Raw genomic sequence first — 21,283 nt, forward strand, 5'->3', positions numbered from 1 at the left:
CTAAATCTGTATTATATTCATTCTACCTAGTTTTAATTTATTTGTATAGCTAAAAAACAAAAACACATTGACAAACTGTGAATGCACAATTAAAATGTGAATGTACTATAAAAAGGAGGGGTATTAATGAGTAAGGTAAAAGATTATCAAAAATTAGCAAACGATATTCTTGATATTTTAGGTAAAGATAATATCGTAAGCGCTACCCGATGCGCGACAAGGTTAAGATTGGTGTTAAAAGAGACTCCAAAAGATGCTAAGGAGAAGATAGCAGCTTTAATAGGAGTTATTACAGTTGTAGAGAACGGCGGACAGTTTCAAATTGTAATTGGTAATCGAGTTGGAGAAGTCTACGAAAAGTTTAACCAACTTACTGGCGGAGTGGAGGGACTTGATTCAGTAGACGTACCTAAAGAAAGTGTCATGAATAGAATTATTGCTACAATGTCTGCAGTATTTGCACCATTTATCTATATTTTGGCTGCAGCTGGAATTTTACAAGGGTCTTTAATTTTAATAAATCTTGGATTTCCAGCTTTTGCTAATACGGATACTTATCAGGTATTAAGTATGATTTCTTGGGCACCATTTACCTTTTTACCAATATTTATAGCTTTAACAGCATCAAAACATTTTAAAACTAACACATATATTGCTGTAGCCTGTAGTGCGGCACTTGTTTCACCTAGTTGGGCTGAAATGGCAGCTAAAATTGCTGGTGGAGAGTCTATGAATTTTTTAGGGTTACCACTGAGTGAAACAACATATACGTCTTCAGTTTTACCACCTTTACTAATGGTATGGGTATTATCTTATTTAGAACGTTTTGTAAAAAAACATTTACCGGAAGTTGTTACGCAATTATTCACACCATTAATTTGTTTAGTAATTATGGTTCCTCTTACTATGTTATTAATTGGACCACTTTCAGCAGCAGGCGCAACTATGATTGCGGATGGCTATAATTTTCTTGTTGAGGTAGCACCACCACTTGCAGGAGCAGTTATTGGTGGGTTCTGGCAAGTTATTGTCATTTTTGGTGTTCATTGGGGAATTACGCCTGTTAACTTAGCTAATTATGATTTATACGGAAAAGATTCTTTCCAGGCTTTCCAAACTATTGCAGTTGTTGCTCAAGTTGGGGCTACTTTAGCGGTATTTTTAAAAGCGAAGGATAAAGAATTAAAAGGAGTATCGTTATCAGCTTTTATAACAGGTATCTTTGGGATTACAGAACCTGCTATTTATGGTGTTACTTTAAAATATAAAAAACCATTTATATATGGATGTATTTCAGGTGCTATAGGGGCTATGGTAGCAAGTTTCTTTAACCCATATTATTATGCGTATGCGGGCTTACCAAGTTTATTAACAACTGTAAACGGAATTAGCAGTGAAAATCCGATGTCATTTATTGGTATTATGATAGGTTGCGCTATAGCAATTGTAGGTCCAATTCTTCTAGTTCAATTATTTGGGTTTGGAGAAACAGTAGTAGTTTCTGAAAATGCGACTTTTTCAAATAATGTCATAGATAAAAATGAAGTGTTAATTTCACCGATGTCAGGCGAATTAGTCTCATTAAACACAGTTCCAGATGAGATCTTTGCTTCAGGGGCTATGGGAAATGGTTTTGGAATTATTCCAAGTGGAAATAAAGTATTTGCACCTTTTGACGGTGTGGTAACAATGGAAATGCCTTCAGGACATGCAATTGGATTACTATCAGATAACGGTGTTGAAGTATTAATCCATGTTGGATTAGATACTGTTAAGTTAGAAGGTAAACCTTTCAAATATCATGTTGAAGAAAATGCTCAGGTTAAAAGAGGAGATCTTTTAATTGAATTTGATAGAGAAGCTATTGAAGATGCAGGACTATCTTTAGTAACACCAGTTATTGTAACTAATAGTGAGTCTGTTAGTAGTTTTAAAATAAAAGAAGACGGTAAGATAAAATTAGGTGAAGAAGCAGCTGCACTTAATTTGGTTTAATTAGGAGGATTATAAAATGGATAAAGAATTTCTATGGGGTGGCGCTTTAGCTGCTCATCAATTTGAAGGTGGTTGGAATGCTGGTGGCAAAGGTCCTAGTGTAATTGATGTGATGACTGCGGGGGCTCATGGCGTACCGAGAGAAATAACAGAAACAATAGAGGAAGATAAATTTTATCCTAATCATGAAGCTATTAATTTTTACGAAAATTATAAAGAAGATATTTCTTTATTTGCTGAAATGGGATTAAAATGTTTGCGAACATCTATTGCATGGACACGAATTTTTCCTAAGGGAGATGAAAAGGAACCAAATGAGGAAGGTTTAAAATTTTATGATGATGTTTTCGATGAACTATTAAAAAATGACATAGAGCCAATAATTACGCTTTCACATTTTGAAATGCCATTACATTTAGCTAGAGAATACGGTGGTTTTAGAAATAGAAAAGTAATCGATTTTTTTGCTAATTTTTCAGAAGTTTGTTTCACACGATATAAGGATAAAGTTAAGTATTGGATGACATTCAATGAAATTAATAATCAAATGGATACAAATAATCCTATTTTCTTATGGACAAATTCAGGTGTAATTGTTGGGGAAGATGAGAATGCCAAAGAAGTAATGTATCAAGTGGGACATAATGAATTAGTTGCGAGTGCTAAAGCCGTAATAATTGGTAAAAAAATCAATCCAGAATTTCAAATTGGATGTATGATTTCACATGTTCCTATTTATCCATACTCATGTAATCCAAAAGATATAATGGCTGCGGAAGAAGCGATGCATCAAAGATATTTCTTCTCAGATGTGCATGCAAGAGGGAAATATCCTAACTATGCATTAAAAGAGTTTGAAAGAGAAGGATATCAACTTGATATTCGTGAAGAAGATTTAGAAATTCTAAAAAAAGGTACTGTCGATTATATTGGTTTAAGTTATTATATGTCTACAGTGGTTAAGTCAGGTGTTGAAAATGATGGCTTAGGTGATGTAGTTAATGGAGGCTTACCTAATGGTGTCGAAAATCCTTATATTGAAAGTAGTGACTGGGGATGGGCTATTGACCCAGAGGGCCTGAGATATGGATTAAATAGATTATATGATCGCTATGAATTACCATTATTTATTGTAGAGAATGGGTTTGGTGCGGTTGACGTCCTTGAGAGTGATAATTCAATCCACGATCAAAATAGAATAGATTATCTAGAAAAACATATCAAGTCATTCAAAACAGCGATTGAGAGAGATGGCATAGAGTTGATGGGGTATACACCATGGGGAATTATCGATCTAGTTTCATTTACGACAGGTGAGATGAAAAAACGTTATGGTATGATTTATGTAGACAGAGATAATGAAGGAAATGGGAGTATGAAGCGTTATAAAAAAGATTCATTTGAGTGGTATAAAAATATAATAGAAACTAATGCTAAATATTTATAGAATTGTCCAAAAAAAAGTAAAGCGAACACCGTTATATCAACGGTTGTTCGCTTTTTTTATGCATATGGTAGCAGTATAATAGCCGAGTAAAGAAGTTATGGTGGTGGCTATCTATAAATAGGAGGTGGTGCTTATGAAAATAAGGGCTAAATACTATGAAAGGAGAGGCCTTTTGTCAGCATTAGAGACGGTTAAGCTAATTTTAGCTATAGGGATGTTTACTATATCTTTAATCAGGTTAGTGGTCGACTTGCTAAAAAATGACGAAAAAAAATAACCAACCCTAAACTTTGACGAGTTAGTTGGTTATTTTTAATCAGATAATGTTGTCACCATCTTAAATGGCTTTACATAGAGAGTGATAAGTGCAAGTTGACTGTCATTCTCTTTTCACTTAGGATTATACGCTAGTTGTGTCGGAGTTTCAATTTTTATTTAATGAAAGGTGTGAACGTTGTGAGTGTACCATTGATGGTGTCTACAGGAGTGTCTTTAGTGTGTGTGGTTAGTAGTTTTATTTTTCGAAAAGAGAAGTACCGCTATAAGATTGGTTATAGCAGTAAACGAGCAAAATCGTCACGGTATTCTTGGGATGTGGCACAAAGTTTTAGTCTAGTTATCATTACTGGCATTAATTGTCTTTATCAAGTTGTAGGAATCAGGTTTCCTCAAGTAGGTAGTTATGGAGGAGTAGTGCTTGTTAATGGTGTTGCAGTAGCGTTAGCAATAGGTTTCACGGAATTATTATTAAAAAGGCAAGAGACAAAAAAATTATAGAGCGTAGTGAAGAGAGTATAGTCCGTAAAAGACCTGATGAGGGTCTTTTTTTGAACATTAAATTTAAAAAAAACTTGACATATTATTTTAAGTAGCATATTATACGTTGTATAGTATTATAAAAAGAAAAGGTGATAGAGTTGAAATTACTTAGCAGTTCACAGATATTAGAGTTAAGTGTATTAAGTTTGCTAGAAAAAGAAGATTTGTATGGTTACCTCATTACACAAAAAGTACAAGAAGTCATTGATATTTCGGAATCAACACTATACCCTGTTCTACGAAAACTTGAAAAGAATGATTTTGTTGAAACCTATAACCAAGAATTCCAAGGTCGAAATAGAAAATATTATTCTAAAACAGCCAAAGGAATCAAACGGTTGAAGGAGTTAACAGATGAGTGGACAGAGTTTTATACTAAATTTAATGAGTTAATAGGAGAATAATATGAAAAATAAGATGGAGTATTTATCAGAATTAAAACTTAATTTAAACAAAGTCTTACCGACTGAAGAAGCGGAAAATGCTTTTTTATATTTTGAAGAATATATTTTAGAAGCAGAGCTTTCAGACTATGGTGAGATTGAAGAAAAGTTAGGAACACCCAAAGAGGTAAGTTACAATGCGATTATTGATTATCAGGAAGATCAACTGGAAAATAAAGAATCAACTCGTCGTGTGAAGTGGTTACTACCGATTACGTTATTATTGTCCGCTCCAGTGGGGCTACCATTAATTTTAGCAGGGATTCTGATTGTCTTAAGTGCGTTAATTATATTAGGAATAGGCTTATTTTTACTAAATCTGATTGTTGTTTTGTGTTGGGGAATAGGCGGTGTACTTGTTTTGATGAGTGCATATACACTCTTTCATCATGTGCCTACAGGCTTATTTAACCTAGGAAGTGGCTTAGTTCTAATTGCCTTAGCTTGGATTTTAACACCGTACTTTATCACATTTTCAAAACAAGTATCACTGTCTGTTTACAAATTTTTATTAAATAAAATTAGACCTAAAAAAAGAGGCGAGGTGAGTTACCATGACTAAAAAATTAATCGTGTTGGGCATAGGAGCAAGCTTGATGCTAATAGGGTTTATATTTAAACCATACTTATCAGTATCTTATGATATGGATAAAAAAGAAATCGTAATGTCGCATAAAATAGATTAATCTGTGAGACGAAAGATGACTGTGAAATCTGAGTCTCTTTTATTATAAAACTAAATAATAGACCAGTCTGTCTAGTTGAGGTGTATATGAAAAAATGTGAAAGTTGTGCACTAGTAATAGTGACAAAAAATGAGCACTGTCCTTTTTGCTCAAAAAAATTAATATCAAGTGAAGGCGTCGTAAAAAATCCGATTTATTATCCTAAAAAGCCACTTACGACTAAAGATGTAAAAAAAACAGAACGTTTGATTTTGAAAATGGGCGTCATTTTAGGCGGCATCTGTCTCTTACTCAATCTTCTAACGTGGGTTATAAAGCCTGTATTATGGTCATTTGTGGTGATAGCAGCCTATCTATATGCTGGGAAATTTCTCACCGTTTATATGAGAGATTTTTGGAAAGGGAAGTTCGGTAGGTCCTTAGTAACTCATTATATTTTTCTGAGTTTTTTTGTGACAACAATCGATTGGGTTACAGGTTTTTCTGGATGGTCTTTAAATTACGTCATTCCGTTTTTACGAATTATAAGTGTAATCTTAATCGGTAGTATTGCCTTTTATCGAGGCAGTTTTTGGACCAGTGAATTTGGGTATATATTGACACTGTTTGCGACCAATGTTTTTTCCGTTCTGATGTTATTTTCAGACTCAGCACGGGTCATTTGGCCCAACATGTTATCAAATTGTTTTATGGGTGTGATGCTTATTATTTTAATAAGGCTGAAACCTAACGAATTAAAAGAAGAAATCAAAAAAAAATTACATTATTGAAAGAGGTTAATAGTATGAAAAATATTTGGGATTATACAGAAGTTGCATCAGAGGAGTCAATTGAGTTAACACAGGAAGCAAAGTTAAAATGTTTGGTAAGTGAGTTGAAAAAATCAGTCCCCTTTTATAAAGAAAATCTGCAACAAATAGAAGCCAGTGACTGTAACTTATCTAAATTAGAGACACTACCTTTTACGACCAAGCAAGACTTACGAGATAATTACCCATTAGGAATGCTAGCCACAGATATGAAAAAGGTTGTGAGATTGCATGGCTCTTCTGGTACAACAGGAAATCAGACATTCGTGGCGTATACTAAAAATGATTTAGATGTGTGGTCAACTTTAGTAGCGCGGTCATTAACGGCGATTGGTGTCACATCAGAAGATAAGATGCAAATTTCATTTGGTTACGGTATGTTCACTGGTGGTTTAGGAATTCACGGCGGTGCGGAAAAAGTCGGGGCAACTGTTATTCCTGCATCAGCAGGTAATACTCTCAAACAATTAACATTTATGAAGGATTTAGAAACAAGTGTTATTTGTTGCACGCCGTCGTATGCGTTGTATTTATCGGATGCACTCAAAGAACAAGGCCTAACATCGGCTGATTTAAAGCTAAAAGTTGGCTTATTTGGAGCAGAACCGTGGAGTAATGAAATACGAGAAGAATTAGAGACGACCTTGGGGATACAAGCCTTTGATATTTATGGTTTATCTGAAATTATGGGGCCAGGAGTGGCGTATGGGTGTCAAGAAAAAGAGGGATTGCACATTAATGAAGATCATTTTATCGCAGAGATAATTGATCCGCTAACAGGATGTCGTTTACCAGATGGTCAAGAGGGAGAATTAGTTATTACTACCTTGTCGAAAGAGGCTTTTCCACTATTGCGTTACCGTACAGGTGATATTACACGGTTAATTCCAGAAAAATGTAGCTGTGGTCGTACATTCAAACGAATGGCAAAACCAACAGGCCGAGTAGATGACATGTTGATTGTAAAGGGTGTGAATCTTTATCCCTCTCAAATAGAAGCATTACTTCTTTCTAATACGAATTGTTTGCCACATTATCAACTTGAACTTAGAACAGTTAATCATATGGATGAGCTTAGTATTAAAGTAGAGAGTCGATTGATTAATGAAAGAGACGTTGTTAAACTGGAAAAGGATTTAAATTCTCTTTTTAAAACAGAAATAGGTTTATCACTGCCTGTTAAGGTTTTAAAAGAACAGACACTAGAACGTTTTGAAGGAAAAGCGACACGTGTGATTGACAACAGGAAGGATGATTAATATGAAAGACGTATCGACAAAAGAACATATATTAATAATAGCTAAAGGCTTATTTCAAAAGCAAGGTTATGCAGCAACAGGTATTACACAAATTTTGAGAGCAGCAGACATTCCAAAAGGCTCATTGTATCATTTTTTCCCGGGTGGTAAGGAAGAACTGCTAATTGAATCAATAAAGGCGACGACTAAAGAAAATGATGCTTACTTAGCAACGTTGTTTCAAGGAATCGAACCAGGATTTTCACGTATTTACAAATTATTAGAAGAAGTTGGATCTTACGATTCTTATGAAGGTGTCGTTCCCTTCGCGCTTATCGCTCTTGAAACAGCAGAAAGTCACGAGGCTATCAGAGAGCAGTGTGAGCAAGCTTACCGCTATATCTTAAGTCGATTGGCTAAAGAGTTTGAAGCAGAGGGCATGAATTCAGAACGTGCGTATCAATTAGCAGGTATGATTGAAAGCTCACTTGAAGGTGCATTAGTCTTTGTTCATACCTTTAAAGATAAGGCGTACATCAAAACAACAGTAGAGAACCTAGCCCGCTTAATTGAGTTAGAAATGTCGTTGCTGAAAAATGATTAAAAAATGGCATAAACTAGATAATGCTAGCAAATTATTTAGTGCAGTGGCAACAGAAAAAAATAGTGCAGTGTTTAGGGTATCCGCTACGTTAGAAAAAGCTATCGATACGACCTTGTTGCAACACGTAACAGATCAAGTCATTCAAAGGTTTCCAGGATTCGGCTATACAATCAAAAGTGGTGTTTTCTGGAACTACTTGGAACAAAATACAAACAGAGTCAAAATAGAAAAAGAAACACCATTAATTGGGGCGCCATTTGATTTAACGAGTTATGATGAGCATCTTATTCGAGTGCTCTATTATCATAATAAATTATCTCTTGAAGTGTCCCACATTGTCTCAGATGGGGCAGGAGCATTAGAGTTTTTTAAAGTGTTGCTATTCTATTATTTAAGGGAAACAGGATGTCAGTTAGATGATCGTTCTTTTTTATTCAAATTAAGTGAGGAGCCCAAACTGGATGAGTGGGAAGATTCTTTTAGAAGATATGCAACAACTGAAGATAATAAGGTCACGACTCTACCTAATGCCTACCGACTTAAGGGGACGCCGTTAAGAGAGGTAGAGGTTATCCACGGTACAGTCTCACTGATAGAATTAAAAAAATGTGCAGCCTCTTATGACCTTAATATGACAGCTTTTTTGGCTAGTTTACTTAGTTATAGCTGTTACCAAACAAAGATTAAAGAAACCCAGACAGATGATTCAGTAGTAGTATCTATTCCGGTTAATTTAAGAGGGTTGTTTCCTTCAAAGACGCTAACTAATTTCTTTGGAACTATCACAGTTGAAGTAGAGGGAACTAAAGAACTCTCGTTATCTGATATTTGTGAGAGGGTTAGAATACAGTTTAAAGACCGCTTAACTAAAGAAATGCTTCAAAGAATGATTAATGAGAATGTCAAAATGGAATCTAAGCAGTATTCTCGCTTAACACCACTTGTAATCAAAGAACAAATCATGAGACTAGCTTTTGCCAAACGTGGCGAGCATAAAAAAACACTAACATTTTCAAATTTAGGGCGGTTCCAAGTACCAAAAGAACTACAAGCGTATGTAAAAGCGATTAATGTAGTTTCTTATCCTACTTCAAATGTTCCAATTAATTGTTGTGCTATCTCTTATAATGACAATATGAGCATTACTTTTGTTAGAAACATAAGTGAAACAGCTGTTATTCAATACTTTTTTAATTATTTGAGTGAGGCAGAAGGATTGAGTGTTGAAATTAGCACGTCCTAATAAGAATAGAGTTATCTTAAGGATAATTTAAGAAACAAAAGGACGTAATAACTGTACGCTTAGACTGATTCTGGGTTAAACTATAAATAACACTAATGTATAAGGAGTGAGAGGCAAATGAAAAAGAAATTACTAATAGGTACGAGTGTTGTCTTAGTTGCTGGCGCTTCATTTTACGGCTATAGAACTATGACAGATAATAAAAATCGTCAGAAAGCAGTAGATAGTTTTGTCTCAGATTTAAAAAAGCAAAACTTTGATGATTATAGTCAATTGTTTTCAAAAAAATCACTAGAAGATTACACCTTAACGAATAAAGCAGTAAAAGAACGTTATGAGACTATTTTTGGTAGCATTGGTGTTACTAAAGTGAAAGTAACTAATCTTAAAGATGAGAAGTATGGTAAAAAGAACTATAGATTGACTTATAACTTAGAATTAACTACTCCAGAAGGTGTTATTAAACCAGAGAAATATAAGGCAATTTATTCTAAATCTAATAATGGAAAGTTTGAATTTAAGTGGAATTCGTATTTGATTTTCCCAGGGATGGAAGCAACGGATAAAGTGTCGTTGCAAAATGATGTTGTCGAACGTGGGGCTATTTTAGACCGTAAAGGTGAACCTTTAGCTGAAAATAAAGAATTTGAACAAATTGGAATGAATCCTAGTCAATTAGGTGATGATAAAAAAGAAGCATTGAAAGAAATCAGCGAGGCGATTGATACCCCAGTTGATAAGTTAGAAGCTTTATTAGAACCAGAATGGACAAAAGGAGACGTTTTTGTTCCTATAAAAGTACTGGATGATAAGCAAGTCGAAGCTTTAAAAGATAAGCTGCCAAGGGGGACAAGTTTAGCTAGCAAAACACAACGCTACTATCCATTAGGGAAGGCTGCTGCTCATTTGGTTGGTTATATAGGGCAACCTACTGCGGAAGATTTGGATAAAAATCCTGACTTAGATGAGACTACTCCAATAGGTAGAATGGGACTTGAGCAAGCTTTAGATAACGATTTAAGAGGGAAAAATGGGCTTTCACTTGTTATCACAACAGCAAAAGGTGATGTCAAAAAAACTGTCTTTAAGCGAAAAGCAGTTGAAGGGAAAACGGTTAAATTAACACTTGACCGTGAAGCGCAACAAAAAGCGTTTGATTCCTTGGAAAATAAACCAGGTGCTATGGTAGCCTCTCAGCCAAAAACAGGCGATTTATTAGTGGCGACAAGTTCACCATCATTTGATCCAAACCAATTTATTACAGGAATGGCAGATAAAGAATATAAGGCGTTATCTGAGGATAAACATTTACCATTTCTTGCGAGATATGCTAATCGTTATGCACCAGGTTCAACCTTTAAGACAATTACCGCTGCAATCGGTTTAGATGCAGGTGTTATTAAACCAGAGGAAGCTTTACCCATCGATGGCTTGAAATGGCAAAAAGATAAAAGTTGGGGTGGATTTTGGACAACGCGAGTTAAAGAACAACCGACTGTTAATTTAGAACAAGCTTTGGTGTATTCAGATAACATTTACTTTGCTCAACAAGCTCTAAAAATGGGTGAGAAAACGTTAATGGATGGTCTAGCTAAATTTCCATTTAATAAAGAAACGACACTACCTATTCCAATGGAACCCGCAAGTATCTCAAATGAAGAGAAATTTAAAAATGATATTTTATTAGCAGATACAGCTTATGGACAAGGTCAATTAATGATCACACCACTTCAACAACTTGAGATGTACAGTGTCTTTATGAATGAAGGGAATTTGATTACTCCTAAGCTGATAGAGGATGCTAAGACTGAAAAGACAGATGGTATTGTTAGTGATAAATCAGCTAAAATAGTCTTAGATGATTTAGTTGGGACTGTGGCAAATGAAGATGGTTATGCTCATAATCTCTATCAACCAGGTTTTAATTTAGCAGCTAAAACAGGAACAGCTGAGATTAAAGAGAAACAAGATACAGTTGGAACTGAAAATAGTTTCCTGTTATTTTTAGATAAAGATAAAAGTCAGTTTATGGGACTCGTTTTTTCTGAAGATTCTAGAAAAAATGGAGCGGCAAATGAGAAAGCAAAAGTCTTGGTTGACTATTTAGAAAAGAACTATAACTAAAGTTAGTATTTAAATGATAGAATTTAGACCATAAAAAAGTAGTGATTTATAGTATTTAGCATGTGCGTTGGAGTCAGATATGAGGTAGAATGAAGGTGTCGATATAACCAGACGTGAAAGGAAGAAAACATGAAAACATTTAAAGAAGCGTTATTAAATGAATTAGATGAAGCAATGATTCCAAACGTAGCGGCACATTTAGTAGAGATGTATGAAACAGAATTAGAAGAGGATTCATTAAGACATGCTTTAGTTAGTTTTAAAAATTCAATCGCATCACTTAGCGATCAGCCAAATGATGAATTTAAAATTTTGATTGAAAAAGAGATCGAACCAATCACAAAGATAGAATATTGGAGTCCAACCCTTGTGAAAGTGGCAACTGAAGAACAATTTTCAACAGATTTAGTTCCCTTTGAAGTGGTGTTTAATTATATGATGGCTGAAGAGTTACCAAAAGATGCTAGTTTACTTGGTGATATTATCTGGGAAATTACCTTTGATGGATGGACGAAAGAAGAGCAATTAGAACGTATAAAAAATTACAGAGGATAATATCTCACATAAAGGCTCATTTCATTTGAAGTGAGTCTTTTTTTAGTGTTATTCAAGAGTGTTTAAGGAAAATAATCCTTGACTGTTCGGACGAACACTTCGTACAATAAGGATAGATAGAACACAATAAAAAAAGGCACTCTTCGACAGCCATCGAAGAGCCACTCATAGCCAGCCAGTTAACCTGACTAATCGTGTTGCCATAGTTAATGCTATCATCTAACGAATTAAATGTAAACGGTTTCTAAAAATAATTACCTATTATTTTTACGTCTAACTTAAGGTTAATCGTTATAAATTCGTTAGGAGATAGAGCTTATTTAACTATGTAAAGAGATTAGACAGACTCTGTTTAATCTCTTTTTTTGTGTTCTGTTTGTTGTTGTTTCTATCCGTGTTATTAGAGGTATCACGGTTATCACACGTCCGTTGTGTAGGGTTTAAAGGAGGATGACTATCATGGCATCACAAGAATTTGTTGAGTTAACACCTTATCTATTATTTGACGAAGAAGCTTATTTATTATCGAAAGAAATTATGGAGCGTTATGCACCTGATGTTGATGTGGCAATGATGGTTATGTTTAGTTTGGGTGTTGCCAAAGGAAAAGCGAATGAAAGGAATAGTGGACCCTATGATAGAAAAAGATAAGACCTATTTTATTATGAAAAATAAATTTGAATTACGTCGCTTAAAATTACTTCAAGTCGATAGTCAATTTGCCATTGAGTCAGGTGATTTATATCGTGGGTTCATTTCCCTTCATTGTTGTATGGAGCAGTTGATGTATATTTTTGTGGAAGAGTCAGTCCTTGCAAATGGAGGGGGACTTAAACAACTATCTGCTGTGAAATCTCAGAACTACCATAATCTAGTAAAAAAAGAAGTGAGTAAACTCTTGGACAGCAAAGATAATCCATGTAGGCTTGATAAGCCGGGGACCTTGCTCTATATTTATTGGAACACAGTCTATACATTGAGAAATAAAGCAGTGCATCGAGGTTATGTTTTAGTAGAGGACGAAGTCAGAGAAGCGTGTCAGATTATATTTGAGCTGATGAATCGGATTAGTGACACGAATAAAACAGTTGGGATGTGGGGCGTGTATTGAATAAAACAATCGTATCATAGGAATTTAAATACTAAAAAAGCCTCGAACGGTAACGTTCGGGGCTTTAAATTATTTCCAAGTTGTAATATCAGTGATAGGTAAGCGCGCTGTTTGTTTGCCTTCTTCTGCGGCTTTACCAATACTAACGATCATAACAGGCATATGACGAGTAGGGTCCATGTCAAAAGCTTCTGCTAAGTTCGCACGGTCAAATCCGCCAATAGCGTTTGTATCATAACCGTAAGCACGAGCTACTAACATTAATTGCATTGACACAAGTCCAGCATCGATTAGGGCAATTTGTTTCAAGCCTTCTTCTGGCATGTTGTCGTACATTTGAGCGAAACGATCTAATTGTTTTTCTTTGATTTCTTCGGTTAAGCCACCGATTTCAACTGATTTAGAGTAAATCTTTTCAGCGTTATCAAAGCTTTTTAAGTCACCAAAGATTAAAATCATAGCGGCTGATGAATCACTTTGTTTTGAATTAAAGCCAACAAGTGGACGTAATTTATCTTTGCCTTCAGGTGTATCTACCACAACAAAACGCCAAGGCTGCATGTTGATTGATGAAGGAGCCGTTGTAGTATCTTCTAAGATTTGTTTCATAATATCGCGGTCAATCTTCACGTTAGGGTCGTATTGACGAATTGAACGACGTCCTTTTAAAATATCGTTAAAATCATTGTTTATATATGTATGTTCACTCATGTAAGTGACCTCCTAATAGTTCGTTATAGTGTTCAAAAATATCTGAACCCAAACAATATAGCATGTTTCCATAGGCTTGTAAACTTTTAACATTGTGTTATAGTGAGCGAATTAAAGAAAATTAGTTTGAATAAAATGAAACCATTTCGTGAGATGATTACTCTAATAAGTATAGAGGCAAAGGAGTGAGTAAATGAAAGAGGAAGTAGTGGTCAAACGGGCCATAAAAGGGAACAGTGATGCTTTTGAAGAGTTAATGTCAATCTACCAAAATCAAATGTACCGTACAGCTTATCTTTATTTAGGAAATCAGGCTGATAGTTTAGATGCAGTCCAAGAATCAGTCTATCAAGCACTAAAAAATATTAAGCAAGTCAAAAAGCCAAAGTATTTTAAAACGTGGCTAATGCGGATTGTCATTAATAATGCGATGGCTTTAAATAAGAAAAAAGCACAAGTGATTTTCTTCCCAGAGGGTGATGAACGAGAGGGTATGGATGCTGTTATTTATGAAGAATCAGTAGAAAGACAGACGGACAAGCAAATTGATATTACGGCATCACTAGCACAACTCAAAGAAAGTTACCGAAAAGTGATTATTCTTTATTATTACCAGTCCTTATCCGTAAGAGAAATCGGTCAAGTGCTAGAACTATCAGAAGGAACAGTCAAAACGAATCTAGCTAGAGGCAGACAAGCGTTAAAAGAGGTCTTGTTAAAGGAGGGTAAACATGATGAACGACAAACAAATTAAAGAGAAAATGTCAGAGGTTGAAGTACCGACAGAAGCATTGGAAAAAGCAGTCAAACAAGGGATTGAGCGAGCTCAACAAGAAAAGACTGGGAGCGTCAAAAAAGGAATCAGCAAGAAAGGAAAAGTCTTACTGTCACTTGTAGCAGCAGGCATCTTATTTGTTGGCTCGGGTTATCTGATTCCATCTTTAGGAGAGGTTTATGCCGACATTCCATTTGTAGGGAAATTATTTCAAAGATTTGACCCAGATATAAACCTTGCAAGTACCTCTTTATCAGAATTGGATTTAATTGAGCCATTAGAAACTGACGGTTTAACGGTGCATATTGTTGGCAGTTATTATGATGCTGGTAAAATAGATATTGTGTATCAAATAACTTCAACAGATAGAGATAAGAAACCAGATGAAAAAGACTTAAAGTTAGGAGTTGATGTTGAAGAATCATCACTTATTAAGGGAAATGATGTAAGTAATGATATGCGTGAATCAGAAGATGGAGGGGCATTATTTGATGGGAAGTTAACGATAGATTTATCTAAGGATGAAATACCTGATAATTTGATTGTTCCTTTAATTGTTTACACTGATGGTAGTAAGAAAAAAATTAATGTTCCTGTTGAAAAAGTTGTAAGTCAAGCATTACCATCGGGTTATTCAGTAAGGACTGAAACAGAGGAAGGTCCTTATACGGCAACTATCACTAAAGTATTAAAAGGTGAGTCACGCACCATGATTGATTATAAAATTGAACAACCGAAAGGAACAAGTGTTGGCGCGAGTTGGGCATGGTTTATGGGAAAAGATAAGAATGGGCAAGAGGTGGAATGGCCTATTTATTCAACTGGAGCTCTTGTAAAAGTAGAAAAATCTTCAACTAGTGATATCAGTAGTTACCGTGCTATTTTGCCAAACCGCTACTTTGATAATGAAGGCGAGGAAGAAAATGTACTAGGAACTATTTCTGTTAAGTTTGATATCGCAAATGCACCAAAGAATAAGCCTGTAGTAGCAGTCAAAGATAACTTTCCCCGTGTTCTTCAAGCGAAAGATGAACGCTTTACGATGGAAGTTATGGATGTGACTGAAGCGGAAAATAAAATTGTAATGTCTGTGACATTTCCAAATTTATCGGAGGATTATAGCAAAGAAGATTTAGAACAAAGTTTAGTAGCCTTTACGTTAGGGAATAAAGGATATGTTTCCAGCAATACTATCCCAGAGGAGTATTTTTCTGATCCAACAACATTCTTACACAAAGAACCAGTTGTAACGGATGTTCACTTTGAGCAAGGTCAAGGCTGGTTGGGAACTGTTAGTTTTGATCTAAAAAAACTCCATGGATTTGGAAAAAATAAACACCCTAAATACGATCGAGATCAAGCTTATATAGGTGGAAATATTAGTAGTCAGAACGTTAGCTTAGGTAATTTAGAATTAGATTTAGGAGAATAAGTAAAAGCCACTACTAATAATAGTAGTGGCTTTTTCTGATGAAATATTTTAAAATATTAGTAAAAAATTTTAGAATTATGACCTTTTCCACACCAATTTCCGTATGAACCGATTGGAAATAAAGCTCTTAGTTTTTCCAGCAGTTTATCGTCTGTGTGAGTAGTAATCATTGAATGAGAAATATAATTAAATTGTTTTCCCATATAAATAATCTCTGATTCACCTTCTGATTCAGCTTTTTCATTATTCATGATTATCTTGCATTATTTTTAAAGCGCCTCTGAACTCGCTATAACATACTTTCTATAAAAAATAATTTAAACTCACTACCTGTATGTTACAGAAGGGATTATGTCGTACGAATAGAATAGCTTAAAAAAATAATACGTTATATAACTTATGGTCCGAATCCGTAATATAGAGTAACAAAAACGTACGCAAATAAATAGAAAACACTGGCAAATAAAATAATAAAAAAGGTACTTGCAACACCTCTAGTTATGTTATCAATTGTATTCTTTTTGAAAAAAGAAAGAGTTCTAACGTTTATTGCAATGAATATGGGGGCGACAAGTAAACAGTAAGAGTATTCAATCACTGTTAAAAACTGCATGTACAAAGGCATATTTTCTCCTCCACTGACTCCTTGTAATTTTGATCTTGTGAACAGCCAATAGACTAGGAACAAACATTGCATTACAATGCCATAAATTATAAATGGCTTAAACATCCTTGTTCTAAAAGTAACTACACCAATAAGCAGAAGATAAATTCCAGCTAATATATAAGGTAACCAAATTGAATTGCCTATCATAATAATTCCTCCTCAATTGTAAACTGATGGTTTGTCAAGTATAGCATGTATATTTATTGATTAAGCTTAATATTCTATTATCTTTTCAGATAGACAGATTACAGAGAAAAACAAGAAAATATAAACGTCCTCCAGCTTTCATCATTTTTGCTAATTATTTTTATAGTTAGACAAGCCAAAGTAAGCCCAATTTTCATGTGTATTTTTTCGTTCCCAACGAGTGTCTAATCTCCTCACAGTCTAAAGCCACTACTTTTAGTAGTAGTGGCTTTATTTGAGGTTTCATGATAGGTTAAGTCCTAATAGGAGGACTTTTATTTATCTGAAATTAGTGAATTGTAATTCGATTGGTAGTGTTAAGTCACGTGTTAATTTAATAACAGCTTGCAAGTCATCACGGCTCTTACCTGTAACACGAATTTGTTCATCTTGGATGGTTGCTTTGACTTTTAGTTTTGAGTCTTTAATCGCTTTGATGATTTTTTTAGAATTGTCGCGGTCAATCCCACTCACTAAGTCACCATATTGACGAGCATTTCCGCCAAGTGCGTGTTCGCTATCAGTAAATTGAATGTTTTTAATCGGCACATTGTGTTTGACTAATTTGCTAAATAAAACATCCTTTACTTGTTCAACTTTGTAGTCATCTTCAGCCACTAATAATAGTTTACCGTTTTCTAATGACATGCTGGCGATTGATCCTTTAAAATCAAAACGGTTTTTTATTTCTTTTGTTGCCACTTGTAGGGCATTTTTTACATCTTCTTCGTTAATTTCTGAAATGATATCAAAACTTGGGTCTTTTGCCATGTTTTATTCCTCCTAAAACGCTACTCAATCGTGCGTTACTATTTAAGTGTAAACGTACTCATACTATACCATGAATAGAAGAGACAAGAAAGTATGTAAAATAACGGTAAAAACGATTAAAAAAGCTTTATTTAAACAGAATAAACTGCTATTCTATCTAATGGAGAACAAAATGATGACAGAACGAAGGAGGAACGTTATGCAAACAAATTTAAAATGGACGTTTAAGAACGAATTATTAACGAAGTTAATTGTAGTAGTCGTAACAGGTATTTTAGCGGCTGTTTCATTAAATATATTTTTAATACCAGCCAATGTATTTTCAGCAGGACTTAACGGAGTTGCGCAATTAGTCTCGGGGGCATTTGATATGTACTTAGGGATGACGATCAATACTGGGATATTGATTTTTGTACTGAATATTCCCATCTTTTTAATCAGTTGGTTGAAATTAGGTAAAGAGGCAACGGTCTACAGTTTCTTAACAGTAGTCTCAATGTCAGTCTTTACAATGATTATTCCACAATATTCTATAACAGATAATGTGTTATTAAATACAGTAGCCGGTGGTGTAGTAGTAGGTCTAGGTGCAGGACTTTGTCTTGTTTTCGGATTTACAACAGGTGGACTTGATATTATCGCATTAGTCGTAGCAAAAACAACAGGTAAAACAGTCGGAAGTCTTTTGTTCTTACAAAACTTATTAATTATCCTAGTGTCAGGTTTGATGTACGATTGGGAAACAGCATTATATACTATTATTTCTATTTTCTGCTTAACGCAAATCGTAGACAAGATGCATACAGGAAGCCAAAAAATGACAGCCTTTATTATCTCTAGTAAATCTGATGAGATTAAAGCCGCTATTCATTCAGCGATTCCTCGTGGCATGACATTATTACCAGGACGTGGTGGTTTTACAAATCAAGAAAATACAGTCATCATGATGGTTGTAAGCAAGTACGAATTATATGATTTAGAAAAATTAGTTTATGAAATTGATGAAAAAGCCTTCGTTAACATTGTGCCAACGCAAAGTGTTATGGGACAATTCTTAAATGAAGATGAGCAACGTGAGCATCGTAAAGCGTTACAAACAAAATAAATTGTAAAGAGTGGGACTATAAAAGGTCACTGCTCTTTTTTTATAGCGGTTCTCAAGACTTTCTCATTTACAAACGCTAGTGTAACGGTTATTATAGATGAAGAATATAGGATAATTAAGGAGGCAACTGACGTGAGCGAAGTAAACGAGTGGTCAGCTGAAGAAATAGAAGAAATCCAAGGTAGAATTGTAACAGCCCTAGAAACAGTAGTCGATCCAGAATTAGGAATCGATATTGTAAACTTAGGTCTTATTTATGAAGTAGAATTAGCAAAAGATGGTTTCTGTACAATCAAAATGACTCTAACAACAATGGGATGCCCATTAGCAGATGTAATTACAGACGATATCCATAAAGCCCTAAAAGACGTACCAGAAGTGACAGATTCAGAAGTGAAGCTAGTATGGTACCCAGCGTGGACAACAGATAGAATGAGCAGATATGCACGTATTGCTTTAGGGATTAGATAAGGTTTACTAAATTAAGATTAAACTCTTTCACTAGCTAATCAGTTGGTGGAAGAGTTTTTTTTGTGTTAAAGAGTAAGTTTGATTTGATGAAGTATAAAAAAATAAAAGTACCAAATTTTAATGAGTTAGGTTGTAAAAACAATAATAGTACAAATATAAAAAGATACTTAACTATCTTGTAGTCAATGATATAATTACATTGTATGAATTAGATAAATTTTGATGGAATGATAAATAGATTTATTGATATTTTCTAAACAAACAAAACGAGTTTATAAAAAAATATTAAAGAGGTGCATATATGGGGTTGTTAGATTTTTTGAAAGTAAATGATTATAAAAAAGAATTAGAAGTATTAAAAGACGATTTTTCAAAAATGAAAAACAAGAAATTATCAGTAGAGCAAATGACAGTTTTGGAATTAGAAGAAGAGACTCTAAGACAAAGAAATGATTTAAAAATACTTGAAGAGAAAATAAAATCAAAGCAAATACAATATTGTGAAATTGAAAAAGAAGTGAATAAAAAAAGAGATGAAATTGATATATTACAATCAAAAGTTATTGTATTAGAAGAGGACATATTAATGGAATCATTCGGTTTATACGTTCCAAAATATGATTTTGCAAGCTCATTGGGCTATAAAGATAAGTTGGCTGATATTAGATTAGACCAAAAACAGATGATTAAGGACAAAAGTGCAGTGGATTATTTCGATAATTGGACAGTTGATGGGAGTAAAGCTAAAGGAAGAAAAATGTCTAATGATAACATAAAGCAGATTCTAAGATCTTTTAATAATGAATGTGAAGCATCAATAAATAAAGTGAAATATAGTAATATTCAATCGATTGAAAAAAGAATAGTAAAGTCTTTTGAACAACTGAACAAGATAAATGAATCAAATAGGTTATCGCTGACAAATGAATTTTTAAACTTAAAATTAAACGAGTTATATTTAGCTTATGAATACGAACGAAAAAAACAAGACGAGAAGGAAGAACTTAGAGAACAACGTGAACGAGAAAGAGAAGAGAAGGCCTTGCAAAAAGAAATTCAAAATAAAAAGAAATTGATTGACAAAGATATTAAACACTATCAAAATTTAATCGATGAATTAAATAAAAAAATTGAATTATCAAATTCTGATGAAGAAAAGGAATTAATTCAGCAACAAATTACAGACATTGGTATGAAGTCAAAAGAGAGACAAGAAGAAAAAGAAGAGCTAGATTATAGAACAGCCCATGCATCTGCGGGATATGTCTATATAATTAGTAATATTGGTGCATTTGGTAAGGATGTTGTAAAAATTGGAGTAACAAGAAGAATGGACCCGTTAGAAAGAATAAGTGAATTGAGTAGTGCATCAGTACCCTTTAAATTTGATGTACACGCTCTAATATTTAGCTATGATGCATATAAACTTGAAACAGAATTACATAAATATTTTGATTCTTATAGAATAAATAAAGTTAATAATCGTAAAGAGTTCTTTAGAGTACCCATTGAAAATATTAAGGAAAAATTGAAAGATTATGGAGAATTAACTATAGACTTTAGAGAAACTGTAGATGCTGAAGAATATCGTGAATCAGAGTCCTTGAATACTAAAAAAGAAAAGTAGTGAAGTTTTATAAATGAAACTAGTATGGTACCCAGCGTGGACAATAGATAGAATGAGCAGATATGCACGTATCGCTTTAGGGATTAGATAATCAAATAAAAGGCGGTCTAACTTTTTAACTAAAGTTAGACCGCCTTTTATTTAGCTGTTCTGCTATCAAAAAATGACAAAAAATAACTAAGCCTTAACTTTACCCAGTTAATTGGCTTTGGGAAAAGAAATCATGTTTCCGCATGTTTCTCTTTCAATTCGGATTATACGCCAATATATTTTGAGATTCAAGTAAAATAATCAAAAAAACACACTATAAATAGACAGGAGTAGCTATAAATTTAAAAGTGATAAATTGTGATGTTATTTAAAAATAAATGTTGGAGAAAGTAATACTTTAGATAAAGAAATCAGAAGATGAACTAGCCTTTAAACATTGTTATATCAATGTTTGTTCGCTTTTTTTATTTATA

At 34.0% G+C, this 21,283-nt stretch carries 24 protein-coding genes and 1 pseudogene; 21 read left to right on the top strand and 4 right to left on the bottom strand.

Annotated elements, in window-relative coordinates:
- Window positions 1-126: 126 nt before the first annotated feature.
- The 15 genes from CBF31_RS00950 to CBF31_RS01015 all read left to right on the top strand — a co-directional run bounded on the left by CBF31_RS00950 (window position 127) and on the right by CBF31_RS01015 (window position 13,074).
- On the top strand, window positions 127-1,995 hold the full coding sequence (locus tag CBF31_RS00950) for a beta-glucoside-specific PTS transporter subunit IIABC (protein ID WP_126830053.1): 1,869 nt from the start codon (window positions 127-129) through the stop codon (window positions 1,993-1,995).
- A gap of 16 nt (window positions 1,996-2,011) precedes the next feature.
- Entirely contained in the window at window positions 2,012-3,442 is a 1,431-nt protein-coding gene (locus tag CBF31_RS00955; protein WP_126830055.1) for a 6-phospho-beta-glucosidase, read from the top strand.
- Window positions 3,443-3,575: 133 nt separating this feature from the next.
- Complete coding sequence (locus CBF31_RS00960; protein WP_126830058.1) at window positions 3,576-3,719, top strand: putative holin-like toxin; 144 nt, start codon at window positions 3,576-3,578, stop codon at window positions 3,717-3,719.
- 179 nt (window positions 3,720-3,898) lie between these two features.
- Window positions 3,899-4,219 carry a hypothetical protein gene (locus CBF31_RS00965; protein ID WP_126830059.1) on the top strand — a complete coding sequence of 107 codons (321 nt, stop codon included), beginning with the start codon at window positions 3,899-3,901 and terminating at the stop codon, window positions 4,217-4,219.
- A 140-nt stretch (window positions 4,220-4,359) separates the two neighbouring features.
- Window positions 4,360-4,665 carry a PadR family transcriptional regulator gene (locus CBF31_RS00970; protein ID WP_126830061.1) on the top strand — a complete coding sequence of 102 codons (306 nt, stop codon included), beginning with the start codon at window positions 4,360-4,362 and terminating at the stop codon, window positions 4,663-4,665.
- A 1-nt stretch (window position 4,666) separates the two neighbouring features.
- On the top strand, window positions 4,667-5,266 hold the full coding sequence (locus CBF31_RS00975) for a DUF1700 domain-containing protein (RefSeq protein WP_126830063.1): 600 nt from the start codon (window positions 4,667-4,669) through the stop codon (window positions 5,264-5,266).
- Window positions 5,259-5,390, top strand: coding sequence for a hypothetical protein (locus CBF31_RS11245; protein WP_281272801.1), 132 nt, complete (start codon window positions 5,259-5,261; stop codon window positions 5,388-5,390). Before CBF31_RS00975 ends, CBF31_RS11245 begins: the two co-directional genes overlap by 8 nt.
- Window positions 5,391-5,476: 86 nt before the next feature.
- The gene (locus tag CBF31_RS00980; protein WP_126830065.1) at window positions 5,477-6,160 is read left to right on the top strand and encodes a DUF6320 domain-containing protein; all 684 of its coding nucleotides are present in this window, start codon (window positions 5,477-5,479) and stop codon (window positions 6,158-6,160) included.
- A 14-nt stretch (window positions 6,161-6,174) separates the two neighbouring features.
- Window positions 6,175-7,458: a phenylacetate--CoA ligase family protein gene (locus tag CBF31_RS00985; protein WP_126830067.1), complete on the top strand. Its 1,284-nt coding sequence runs from the start codon at window positions 6,175-6,177 to the stop codon at window positions 7,456-7,458.
- A gap of 1 nt (window position 7,459) precedes the next feature.
- Window positions 7,460-8,041, top strand: coding sequence for a TetR/AcrR family transcriptional regulator (locus tag CBF31_RS00990; RefSeq protein ID WP_170167830.1), 582 nt, complete (start codon window positions 7,460-7,462; stop codon window positions 8,039-8,041).
- Window positions 8,034-9,284, top strand: a complete 1,251-nt coding sequence (locus CBF31_RS00995; protein WP_126830071.1) for a hypothetical protein — start codon at window positions 8,034-8,036, stop codon at window positions 9,282-9,284. Before CBF31_RS00990 ends, CBF31_RS00995 begins: the two co-directional genes overlap by 8 nt.
- A gap of 117 nt (window positions 9,285-9,401) precedes the next feature.
- A complete protein-coding gene (pbp4, locus tag CBF31_RS01000; protein ID WP_126830073.1) occupies window positions 9,402-11,408 on the top strand; it encodes a penicillin-binding protein PBP4(5) in 2,007 nt (668 codons plus the stop codon).
- A gap of 129 nt (window positions 11,409-11,537) precedes the next feature.
- Window positions 11,538-11,963: a hypothetical protein gene (locus CBF31_RS01005; protein ID WP_126830075.1), complete on the top strand. Its 426-nt coding sequence runs from the start codon at window positions 11,538-11,540 to the stop codon at window positions 11,961-11,963.
- 459 nt (window positions 11,964-12,422) lie between these two features.
- Window positions 12,423-12,614, top strand: coding sequence for a hypothetical protein (locus tag CBF31_RS01010; protein ID WP_126830077.1), 192 nt, complete (start codon window positions 12,423-12,425; stop codon window positions 12,612-12,614).
- Window positions 12,598-13,074 (top strand): hypothetical protein, encoded by a 477-nt coding sequence (locus CBF31_RS01015; RefSeq protein WP_148112183.1) that lies wholly within the window; start codon window positions 12,598-12,600, stop codon window positions 13,072-13,074. The genes CBF31_RS01010 and CBF31_RS01015 overlap by 17 nt, the downstream gene beginning before the upstream one ends.
- A gap of 69 nt (window positions 13,075-13,143) precedes the next feature.
- Here the strand turns inward: CBF31_RS01015 and CBF31_RS01020 are convergent, their stop codons facing one another.
- Window positions 13,144-13,785 (bottom strand): nitroreductase family protein, encoded by a 642-nt coding sequence (locus CBF31_RS01020; protein WP_126830081.1) that lies wholly within the window; start codon window positions 13,783-13,785, stop codon window positions 13,144-13,146.
- A gap of 193 nt (window positions 13,786-13,978) precedes the next feature.
- On the opposite strand from CBF31_RS01020, the gene CBF31_RS01025 reads away from it, so the two are divergent.
- Both CBF31_RS01025 and CBF31_RS01030 read left to right on the top strand, forming a co-directional pair.
- Window positions 13,979-14,539, top strand: coding sequence for a sigma-70 family RNA polymerase sigma factor (locus CBF31_RS01025; protein ID WP_126830083.1), 561 nt, complete (start codon window positions 13,979-13,981; stop codon window positions 14,537-14,539).
- Complete coding sequence (locus tag CBF31_RS01030; protein ID WP_148112184.1) at window positions 14,520-15,992, top strand: DUF4179 domain-containing protein; 1,473 nt, start codon at window positions 14,520-14,522, stop codon at window positions 15,990-15,992. The genes CBF31_RS01025 and CBF31_RS01030 overlap by 20 nt, the downstream gene beginning before the upstream one ends.
- 56 nt (window positions 15,993-16,048) lie before the next feature.
- Here the strand turns inward: CBF31_RS01030 and CBF31_RS01035 are convergent, their stop codons facing one another.
- From CBF31_RS01035 to CBF31_RS01045, 3 genes are all read right to left on the bottom strand, one after another.
- Window positions 16,049-16,243, bottom strand: coding sequence for a hypothetical protein (locus CBF31_RS01035; RefSeq protein WP_126830087.1), 195 nt, complete (start codon window positions 16,241-16,243; stop codon window positions 16,049-16,051).
- Between the two features lie 146 nt (window positions 16,244-16,389).
- The gene (locus tag CBF31_RS01040) at window positions 16,390-16,806 is read right to left on the bottom strand and encodes a hypothetical protein (protein ID WP_126830089.1); all 417 of its coding nucleotides are present in this window, start codon (window positions 16,804-16,806) and stop codon (window positions 16,390-16,392) included.
- Between the two features lie 318 nt (window positions 16,807-17,124).
- A complete protein-coding gene (locus CBF31_RS01045; protein WP_126830091.1) occupies window positions 17,125-17,616 on the bottom strand; it encodes a YajQ family cyclic di-GMP-binding protein in 492 nt (163 codons plus the stop codon).
- 199 nt (window positions 17,617-17,815) lie between these two features.
- Here CBF31_RS01045 and CBF31_RS01050 point away from each other — a divergent pair, with 199 nt between their 5' ends.
- The 4 genes and pseudogenes from CBF31_RS01050 to CBF31_RS01065 all read left to right on the top strand — a co-directional run.
- Window positions 17,816-18,721: a YitT family protein gene (locus CBF31_RS01050; RefSeq protein ID WP_126830093.1), complete on the top strand. Its 906-nt coding sequence runs from the start codon at window positions 17,816-17,818 to the stop codon at window positions 18,719-18,721.
- A 132-nt stretch (window positions 18,722-18,853) separates the two neighbouring features.
- Window positions 18,854-19,192, top strand: a complete 339-nt coding sequence (locus CBF31_RS01055; protein ID WP_126830095.1) for a metal-sulfur cluster assembly factor — start codon at window positions 18,854-18,856, stop codon at window positions 19,190-19,192.
- Window positions 19,193-19,493: 301 nt separating this feature from the next.
- Window positions 19,494-20,819, top strand: coding sequence for an SNIPE associated domain-containing protein (locus CBF31_RS01060; RefSeq protein ID WP_126830097.1), 1,326 nt, complete (start codon window positions 19,494-19,496; stop codon window positions 20,817-20,819).
- 13 nt (window positions 20,820-20,832) lie between these two features.
- Window positions 20,833-20,910 (top strand): annotated as a pseudogene (locus CBF31_RS01065) (metal-sulfur cluster assembly factor); the annotation flags it as partial.
- Window positions 20,911-21,283 lie beyond the last annotated feature (373 nt).

This window comes from Vagococcus fessus (assembly GCF_003987565.1).
In the GTDB taxonomy this organism is placed as follows: Bacteria; Bacillota; Bacilli; order Lactobacillales; family Vagococcaceae; genus Vagococcus_D; species Vagococcus_D fessus.

Bases quoted from the DNA above. Each gene is read 5' to 3' on its own strand.
- CBF31_RS11245 (WP_281272801.1), top strand. From the start codon at position 5,259: ATGACTAAAAAATTAATCGTGTTGGGCATAGGAGCAAGCTTGATGCTA.
- CBF31_RS01020 (WP_126830081.1), bottom strand. From the start codon at position 13,785: ATGAGTGAACATACATATATAAACAATGATTTTAACGATATTTTAAAA.
- CBF31_RS01025 (WP_126830083.1), top strand. From the start codon at position 13,979: ATGAAAGAGGAAGTAGTGGTCAAACGGGCCATAAAAGGGAACAGTGAT.
- CBF31_RS00975 (WP_126830063.1), top strand. From the start codon at position 4,667: ATGAAAAATAAGATGGAGTATTTATCAGAATTAAAACTTAATTTAAAC.
- CBF31_RS01040 (WP_126830089.1), bottom strand. From the start codon at position 16,806: ATGATAGGCAATTCAATTTGGTTACCTTATATATTAGCTGGAATTTAT.
- CBF31_RS00980 (WP_126830065.1), top strand. From the start codon at position 5,477: ATGAAAAAATGTGAAAGTTGTGCACTAGTAATAGTGACAAAAAATGAG.
- CBF31_RS01050 (WP_126830093.1), top strand. From the start codon at position 17,816: ATGCAAACAAATTTAAAATGGACGTTTAAGAACGAATTATTAACGAAG.
- pbp4 (WP_126830073.1), top strand. From the start codon at position 9,402: ATGAAAAAGAAATTACTAATAGGTACGAGTGTTGTCTTAGTTGCTGGC.
- CBF31_RS00955 (WP_126830055.1), top strand. From the start codon at position 2,012: ATGGATAAAGAATTTCTATGGGGTGGCGCTTTAGCTGCTCATCAATTT.
- CBF31_RS01045 (WP_126830091.1), bottom strand. From the start codon at position 17,616: ATGGCAAAAGACCCAAGTTTTGATATCATTTCAGAAATTAACGAAGAA.
- CBF31_RS01035 (WP_126830087.1), bottom strand. From the start codon at position 16,243: ATGAATAATGAAAAAGCTGAATCAGAAGGTGAATCAGAGATTATTTAT.
- CBF31_RS01060 (WP_126830097.1), top strand. From the start codon at position 19,494: ATGGGGTTGTTAGATTTTTTGAAAGTAAATGATTATAAAAAAGAATTA.
- CBF31_RS00985 (WP_126830067.1), top strand. From the start codon at position 6,175: ATGAAAAATATTTGGGATTATACAGAAGTTGCATCAGAGGAGTCAATT.
- CBF31_RS01005 (WP_126830075.1), top strand. From the start codon at position 11,538: ATGAAAACATTTAAAGAAGCGTTATTAAATGAATTAGATGAAGCAATG.
- CBF31_RS00950 (WP_126830053.1), top strand. From the start codon at position 127: ATGAGTAAGGTAAAAGATTATCAAAAATTAGCAAACGATATTCTTGAT.
- CBF31_RS00990 (WP_170167830.1), top strand. From the start codon at position 7,460: ATGAAAGACGTATCGACAAAAGAACATATATTAATAATAGCTAAAGGC.
- CBF31_RS01030 (WP_148112184.1), top strand. From the start codon at position 14,520: ATGAACGACAAACAAATTAAAGAGAAAATGTCAGAGGTTGAAGTACCG.
- CBF31_RS00960 (WP_126830058.1), top strand. From the start codon at position 3,576: ATGAAAATAAGGGCTAAATACTATGAAAGGAGAGGCCTTTTGTCAGCA.
- CBF31_RS00995 (WP_126830071.1), top strand. From the start codon at position 8,034: ATGATTAAAAAATGGCATAAACTAGATAATGCTAGCAAATTATTTAGT.
- CBF31_RS01015 (WP_148112183.1), top strand. From the start codon at position 12,598: ATGATAGAAAAAGATAAGACCTATTTTATTATGAAAAATAAATTTGAA.
- CBF31_RS01010 (WP_126830077.1), top strand. From the start codon at position 12,423: ATGGCATCACAAGAATTTGTTGAGTTAACACCTTATCTATTATTTGAC.